The organism is Vibrio sp. V42_P2S4T144 (genome assembly GCF_009904715.1).
Classification (GTDB): domain Bacteria; phylum Pseudomonadota; class Gammaproteobacteria; order Enterobacterales; family Vibrionaceae; genus Vibrio; species Vibrio alginolyticus.
In genome coordinates, this window is the sequence record NZ_WXWS01000111.1 from 1 (window position 1) to 7368 (window position 7368).

The window sequence follows — 7368 nt, forward strand, 5'->3', positions numbered from 1 at the left end:
TTGCTATATAGCAAAGGTAAGTATGGACAGTTTTGAAGGTATCAATGAGTTTGTTACGGTTGCTGAGAGCTTAGGTTTTTCTGCAGCGGCAAAACAGTTAGGTTGCAGTACCAGTCATGTCAGTCGTCAAGTCACAAGGTTAGAAGAGCGATTAGGTGTCGCCTTGTTAGCCCGTTCGACAAGAATGGTGAGTCTAACGGAAGCAGGGCAAGCGTATTATCAGCAGTGTAAAGAGTTGGTGATTGGGCTTCAGCAAGCGAATGAACAGCTCACCACGCAGCAAACTCAACTGAGTGGTACGTTACGCGTGAGCGCCGCTGGTGCGTTTTCTGAGAACCATGTAGCGCCTGCCTTGATGGCGTTTGCCAAGCAACATCCTAATCTCACGGTAGAAATCAACTTCAACACCAGCATGGTCAACTTTATTGAAGATGGCTTCGATTTCGCTATTCGTTACGGAAGGTTGAGTGATTCAGGCTTGGTTGCGAGAAAGCTGGTGGATCGTCCCATGGCAGCGGCAGCCAGTCAGCGTTATCTCGATGAACATGGTTTGCCAACGCACCCCGAGCAACTCAAGCGTCATAGCTGCATTATTGCCAACAAAGACGTTTGGTTGTTTGAAAAAGACGGCAAGCCTTTAGATGGCGTAAAAGTGCAGGGCAGATGGAAGAGCAATAACGCACACACGGTCTTGCAAGCCTGTGCAGAAGGATTAGGTGTGGCGTACTTACCGAAGAGCAGTTTCAACGATGCTATTTCGTCTGGTCGTTTGGTGCCAATCCTAGAGCCCTATTGGGGAAGTGGCAACAGCAGCTGGATTGTTTATCAGAATCGTCACTTTCTGCCACTACGAGCGCGATTGGCAATCGACTTCTTGCTTGATCATTTTGCCGATTGGCAGGAGTAATGAGGCTCTGCCAATCGGTTTGTTTATCCATTTGTTAGATCGTCAACATACTAACGTATCTACATGTTTTGATAGCTCGGTCCACCGCCGCCTTCTGGTGCTTTCCATGTGATGTTTTGTGAAGGATCTTTGATGTCACAGGTTTTGCAATGCAATGCACACAGTTGGCGGCATTTATCTGAAACTTCAACTTATTGTTCACTTCCACCACTTCATAAACCCCAGCGGGGCAATAGCGCTGACTTGGTTCGTCATACATACCTAAATTCACATCAATTGGAATGTGAGGGTAAGTCAGAACAAGGTGACAAGGTTGATTCTCTTCGTGCTGTGTTCCCGACAAAAATACCGACGAAGGCTTATCAAAACTGATTTCACCATCTGGTTTTGGGTATGCAATTGGGTGGCACTCTTGTTTAGGTTTTAACTGCTCATGATCGTGCGAATAGTCCTTGATAGACCAAGGTAACGGCTTCTTAACCAGTGGTTGCCACAGGTTGTGTTCAAAAGTCGAAAGAGCACCACCAAGTATGCTGCCAAACTTATGAATGTTCGCGCCAAAGTTACGCGTTTCGGCGAGTTCGTCATACAACCATGATGATTCAAACAACGACTGGTAGTCTGGCTCAGAAGCTCCAGTTTGTCGGGCCGTATGTACCGCTTCTGCTGCAATGATTCCGGATTTCATTGCTGTGTGGCTGCCTTTAATTTTTGCGACGTTCAAAGTCCCCGCATCACAACCAATCAATAAACCGCCAGGGAATTGCTGTCTCGGCAGAGAGGAAAGCCCACCTTTCGCAATGGCTCTTGCGCCGTAAGCGATGCGCTGAGCACCTTTCAAATGTGTTTCAATAGCAGGATGGTGCTTAAAGCGTTGAAATTCGTCAAACGGACTCAAGTAAGGATTGCTGTAATTCAAGTCGACAATAAGCCCGACGGCGATTTGGTTGTTCTCCATGTGATAGAGAAAACCGCCGCCTGTGGTATTTGTTTCACTCAAGGGCCAGCCAGCGGAATGGATAACACTGCCAGATACATCCTTACTGTCAGTGGGTAACTCCCATATCTCTTTTAGGCCAAGCGCGTAGTGCTGTGGTTGCTTTCCTGCGTCTAGGTCGAACCTTTGAATAAGTTCTTTACCCAGATGTCCGCGACAACCTTCAGCAAAAAGGGTGTATTTTGCCCTTAGCTCGATACCTGGTTCAAAGTTAGGTTTGGCCTGGCCGTTCTTATCTAGTCCCATATCGCTCGTGTTAATGCCTGTCACGGCGCCAGTCTGATCATAATTGATGCTTGCAGCGGCAAAGCCCGGAAAAACTTCCACCCCAAGATTTTCTGCTTGGTTAGCGAGCCAACGGCAAAGGTTGGCAAGGCTAATTACGTAATTATTCTCGCCATTTATCATTGGACGCGGTGTAAGGATGTGAGGAACTCGAATATGGTTTTGTTCAGTAGTAAGATAAAGGAAATTATCTCGTTGAACCGAGGCTGCTAGCGGGGCCTCCATTTCTTTCCAGTCGGGGAAAAGCTCATCTAAGGCACTAGTTTCAAAAACAGCGCCAGATAAAATATGTGCGCCCACTTCTGAGCCTTTTTCTACAACGCAAATTGAAAGTGCGTCACCTTCACTGTCTTGGTTGAGTTGAGCTAGCCGACAAGCGGCGCTTAAGCCTGCGGGTCCGGCCCCCACGATCACGACATCAAACTCCATGCATTCTCGTTCCATCTTTATGCTTCCTTTCTATTATCGTCATCTGCGTGACAGGTTTTGGTTTCTATACAGAAAACTATAGCTCAGTTGACGTTAACGTGAAGTGGACTAAGCTCAAGTAATGGAGCTGACGTGTTATATGAGGCATGACCATGGAAGACCGACCATTAGCAACACTTGTGCTCGCAGAGCATGACAACCAATCGTTGGCTGTAGGGACGCTGTGTGCAATTAAAGCGGCATTTGAGATTAAGGATGATGATAAATCGCTTCCTGTTTCTGTGTTGCTTATTGGTTATCAGTGCCAATCAGTTTTGGATGAGTTGAATTGTGTTCAAGGTGTTGCAGAAATTATCTGGGTTGATGCGAAGGGATATGAACATGGCTTAGCGGAAAATATCGCACCTTTGATCTCACAAGTAGCCAAAAACTACTCACACATTCTTTCTCCTGCCAGTACATTTGGTAAGAATGTGATGCCTCGTGTGGCGGCGTTGCTTAATGTTGGTCAACTTTCTGACGTGATGACAATCGAGTCTATCGATACGGTGATTCGTCCAATTTATGCTGGAAATGCATTGGCGAGAGTCACGTCGAATGATCCCTATAAAGTGATGACCATAAGAAGTACGGCTTTTGATGCCGCAGAGCTATCTGACACGCCAGTTGTCCCTAAGCTTACTCAAGTCGACACGGTGATTATCAATAAACTTAGTGAGTTTGTTTCGCAACAAACGCCAGAAAGTGAGCGACCAGAATTGCCAGTGGCTAGAGTAGTGGTGTCGGGGGGGCGTGCATTCGGGAGTAAAGAGAAGTTTGTTTTAGTAGAACAATTGGCTGACAAGCTAGGTGGAGCGGTAGGGGCGTCACGAGCGGCGGTCGATGCGGGCTATGTGTCTAATGACCATCAAGTCGGGCAAACCGGCAAAATTGTTGCACCGGAGTTATACATTGCCGTCGGAATTTCTGGCGCGATCCAGCATTTGGCGGGAATGAAAGATTCCAAGGTGATTGTTGCAATTAATAGCGATCCTGATGCGCCTATTTTTGACATTGCAGATTATGGATTGGTCGGCGATTTGTTTGTGGTAATGCCTGAGCTGTTAGAGAAGCTGTAGATATAGTCTTGTTCCCTAAAACAAAAGGCTTCCAAATTGGAAGCCTTTATCATTTGATTTTAATAAGTTACTTTTCGCTCGGACGTTGCAGGTGCTCTGCAAGTACTTTCGTAAACCTTGCAGCTTCACCACCAGTACAAGCGCGATGATCAAACGTTACGGATAGCGGCATTGCTTTCACCGAAATTGCCTGACCATTTCTTATCACAACTCGGTCGAGTATTCGGCCCGCGCCTACAATAGCGACTTGTGGCGGTGTGACGACAGGTGTTGCGTAAATACCGGCAATCGCGCCGAAGTTGGAAAGCGTAATCGTCGCGTGCTGCAATTGCTCACGACCGATTTTTCTCTCTCTGATCCCTTCAACGGTTTGATCGAGCCAACGACGAACATCTTGTGGCTCGTATTCATCTGCGTGGCGCAAGACTGGTACGTACAATCCATGACGGCTATCTACTGCAATTCCTACATTGACCGTTGTGTGTACACAGCGTGTCATGGTTTCGGCATCAAACCAAGCGTTTAAAGCAGGCTCTTCTTGACACGCATGAACAATCGCTTGAACAAGGCGGATACTGATATCTTCGTTTGGCAGCCAATCTTCCAACAACGCTTCTTCCGTAATGGTTACGGCGGCAACATGTTCGTGCGACTCGGTCATAGACGATACCATGGTACGTCGAGCGCCTTTCAAAACTTCGGTGCCTGGACGCTGTTTTCCGGCTTCGTCGTAAATATCGGCATCAACGATAAGTCCGTTCGGGCCACTACCTGACACGAGGTTAAGATCTACCCCAAGTTTTTGTGCCAACAAGCGAGCCGAAGGCAGGGCGGTAACGAGGTTACTTTCTGTCGTGTTGTGGTTGCCACCTATCCAGAAATCATCAACGTTTACATGATGCGCTTGGTGAGAAACGCTGCCGACGACGGTTGCGGCGTCAGCAGTGGCTTTTTTCTCTGTCGTTACTTCTCTCCCGGCACCTGTTTCATCAATCTCTAGCAGTAATGCACCAATATTGACGATTTCACCTTCCTCACCATGACGGCTGACCACACGGCCCGAGTAGGGGGCAGGGACGTCGACCGTCGCTTTTGCTGTCTCTACGGTTAAGATCACTTGATCTAATTTAACCATGTCTCCGACATTAACGTGCCATTTTACAATTTCTGATTCAGCGAGGCCTTCGCCGAGATCGGGTAAGTTAAACGTCTTCATTTCCAATCCTCCACGAGTTCGCGCGCCGCGGTCACAATGTCTTCTTCCTGAACCATGAAATAATCTTCGTTACGGTAATAAGGCATAATGGTGTCCATTCCAGTTACTCGTTTAGGTGGGGCTTTAAGTAAGCACATGGCATGTTCAGCGGTTCGAGCTAATAGCTCAGAGCCCACACCACAAGTTTTACTCGCTTCATGAACAACGAGTAAACGTCCAGTTTTTTCTAGTGAGCTGAAAATCGTCGCGGTATCAATTGGCTTAATACTCGCCAAATCAATCACCTCGACTTCAATCCCCTGACTAGACAAGGTTTGCGCGGCCTGAAGTGACTCTACGACGCATGCGCCCCAAGTAACGAGCGTGATATCTCGCCCCTTACGCAAGGTGAAGCAGGTGTCGAGTGGGAGTGCTTCGCCGTTATCAACGACTTCAGATTTAACTGTGCGATATATGCGCTTCGGTTCGAAGAACATGACGGGATCATTGCTTCTAATTGCAGCGAGAAGTAAGCCGTATGCGCGTTGTGGAGAAGAAGGAATCACTACTTTAAATCCAGCAGTGTGAGCAAATAGCGCTTCCACGCTTTCTGAGTGGTGTTCCGGAGCGTGGATACCGCCGCCAAATGGCGCACGAAAAACCGCGGGACAAGTGAGCCGACCGCGAGTTCTGTTACGCATTCGAGCCGCGTGGCACATTAAGTGCTCCATCGCAGGAAAAACGAAACCTTGAAACTGAAATTCGGCGACAGGTCGTAATCCTTGCGTTGCCATACCGACCGCAACCCCGCCGATTAAGGCTTCAGCGAGTGGCGTATCGATGACTCGTTTAAGACCAAACTCTTGCTTGAGTCCAACAGTGGCACGAAATACACCACCATTATCGCCCACGTCTTCACCTAATACGACAACATTGGGGTCTTGTTGCATTTCGTGGTGCAGGGCAAGGTTTACTGCTTCAACCAACGTTAGCTCAGCCATGTCTGCCTCCCTGCATTCTCATTGCCTTGTTGATGAGTTCATCTCTTTGTGCATGAAGCTCTTGAGGTAGCGATTCATACAAATAATCGAAACCGGTTTCTGGTGCTTGTGGCGGTAAGCTCAGATAGCGTTCAACAGCTAACTCTACTTGCTCTTTACAGTAATCTAGCCATTGCTGTTCTTGTTCGTCGCTCCAAGCGCCTTGATTAAGGAGATACGTTTTAAGACGTGCGATAGGTTCGTATTGCCATGCGGTTTGAACATCATCTTCTTTACGATAACGAGTCGCATCATCGGCCGTAGTGTGGTCACTCAGTCGGTAACTCACCGCTTCGATGAGTGTTGCGCCTTTCCCTTTTCTTGCTCTCTCAAGGGCGGTTTTAGTTGCATCATAAACGGCGACGACATCGTTACCATCGACAGTAATACCCGGTATACCTGCACCTTGCGCTTTTGCTGATAAGAAATCGGCGGCACATTGTAGACTACGCGGCACTGAAATTGCCCACTGGTTATTGTTTACGACGAAAACAAGTGGAATATTCCAAGTACCTGCGCAGTTTATTGACTCAAGAAAGTCCCCTTTGGATGTACCACCATCGCCGCACATGACTAGCGCAGCTTCATGGTTACCTTGAATTTTTAGCGCGGAAGCCACCCCGACAGCATGCGTACATTGCGTCGCTATGGGTACACAGTAGGGAAGGTCTCGGCTAGGAACCGGACTGCCTTCAGGAGCAAAATCACTCCCGCGCTCATCGCCACCCCAGTATTGAAGGTTCTTTTCCATGCCAATGCCACGACACCACATCGCAGGCATATCGCGGTAGTAAGGAACAAACACATCATCGGCTTTAAGTGCTCTGCCGACCGCAATGCCTATGGCTTCCGCGCCTAAGTGTGAGGGATAGGTCCCTAGCTTACCGGTGCGTTGCAAGGCAACTGCTTTGTTGTCGTAAGTGCGAGTTAATACCATATCTCGGTAAAACCCGACCAATGTTTCAGTGTCAGCCCAGTTGGGTAGTTGGCCGACTAGGTCCCCACGATGGTCGATAAACCGATGCATGGGTAATGCCTGAACGTTCATCTCAAGCTCCTTTTGACGCTGCGGGTCTTTTGGACTGCAGCTGTTCATACAAAACCAGAGTTTGTATGGGTACTCAAACTCTGATATCAGCGCAAAGGCCATACCTAAGGTTGCGTGTGCTTTCGATAGCGGTAGGCATCTGTTCGTCCCTTAAACTATTTGTCGATAACATCGCTGCGACTATTTCACCGCAAGATACAGAGAAAGGCTTTTCTGTATCTAACCCTCTAACTAAATCGTGGTATAGCCAGATACAATAAGTGTAAACAAATTGTTAAATTATGCTTCATTTTGACTTTCGATCAGTAGTAAAGTTTTGCTTACACCCTGATTTTGCAGAGTAATATGC

Annotated in this window: 5 protein-coding genes and 1 pseudogene; 2 read left to right on the plus strand and 4 right to left on the minus strand. The window is 47.8% G+C overall.

Annotated features, from left to right (window positions below; all coding sequences use genetic code 11):
* The first annotated feature begins 22 nt into the window (after window positions 1-22).
* A complete protein-coding gene (locus CAG68_RS03750) occupies window positions 23-907 on the plus strand; it encodes a LysR family transcriptional regulator (protein ID WP_005388553.1) in 885 nt (294 codons plus the stop codon).
* Between the two features lie 59 nt (window positions 908-966).
* On the opposite strand, the pseudogene CAG68_RS03755 reads toward CAG68_RS03750, so the two are convergent.
* A pseudogene (locus tag CAG68_RS03755) lies at window positions 967-2633 on the minus strand (electron transfer flavoprotein-ubiquinone oxidoreductase).
* Between the two features lie 137 nt (window positions 2634-2770).
* Here CAG68_RS03755 and CAG68_RS03760 point away from each other — a divergent pair.
* On the plus strand, window positions 2771-3736 hold the full coding sequence (locus CAG68_RS03760; RefSeq protein WP_161440802.1) for an electron transfer flavoprotein subunit alpha/FixB family protein: 966 nt from the start codon (window positions 2771-2773) through the stop codon (window positions 3734-3736).
* Window positions 3737-3803: 67 nt separating this feature from the next.
* Here CAG68_RS03760 and CAG68_RS03765 read toward each other — a convergent pair whose 3' ends face one another.
* Genes CAG68_RS03765 through pdhA form a run of 3 tightly spaced genes read right to left on the minus strand, consistent with a single transcriptional unit; the run spans window position 3804 to window position 7019 of the window.
* Window positions 3804-4952, minus strand: a complete 1149-nt coding sequence (locus tag CAG68_RS03765; protein WP_161440803.1) for a dihydrolipoamide acetyltransferase family protein — start codon at window positions 4950-4952, stop codon at window positions 3804-3806.
* Window positions 4949-5932 carry an alpha-ketoacid dehydrogenase subunit beta gene (locus tag CAG68_RS03770; RefSeq protein ID WP_017634235.1) on the minus strand — a complete coding sequence of 328 codons (984 nt, stop codon included), beginning with the start codon at window positions 5930-5932 and terminating at the stop codon, window positions 4949-4951. Before CAG68_RS03770 ends, CAG68_RS03765 begins: the two co-directional genes overlap by 4 nt.
* Entirely contained in the window at window positions 5925-7019 is a 1095-nt protein-coding gene (gene pdhA, locus CAG68_RS03775; RefSeq protein ID WP_104980762.1) for a pyruvate dehydrogenase (acetyl-transferring) E1 component subunit alpha, read from the minus strand. The genes CAG68_RS03770 and pdhA overlap by 8 nt, the downstream gene beginning before the upstream one ends.
* Between the last annotated feature and the right edge of the window lie 349 nt (window positions 7020-7368).

Bases quoted from the DNA above. Each gene is read 5' to 3' on its own strand.
- CAG68_RS03750 (WP_005388553.1), top strand. From the start codon at position 23: ATGGACAGTTTTGAAGGTATCAATGAGTTTGTTACGGTTGCTGAGAGC.
- CAG68_RS03760 (WP_161440802.1), top strand. From the start codon at position 2,771: ATGGAAGACCGACCATTAGCAACACTTGTGCTCGCAGAGCATGACAAC.
- CAG68_RS03765 (WP_161440803.1), bottom strand. From the start codon at position 4,952: ATGAAGACGTTTAACTTACCCGATCTCGGCGAAGGCCTCGCTGAATCA.
- CAG68_RS03770 (WP_017634235.1), bottom strand. From the start codon at position 5,932: ATGGCTGAGCTAACGTTGGTTGAAGCAGTAAACCTTGCCCTGCACCAC.
- pdhA (WP_104980762.1), bottom strand. From the start codon at position 7,019: ATGAACGTTCAGGCATTACCCATGCATCGGTTTATCGACCATCGTGGG.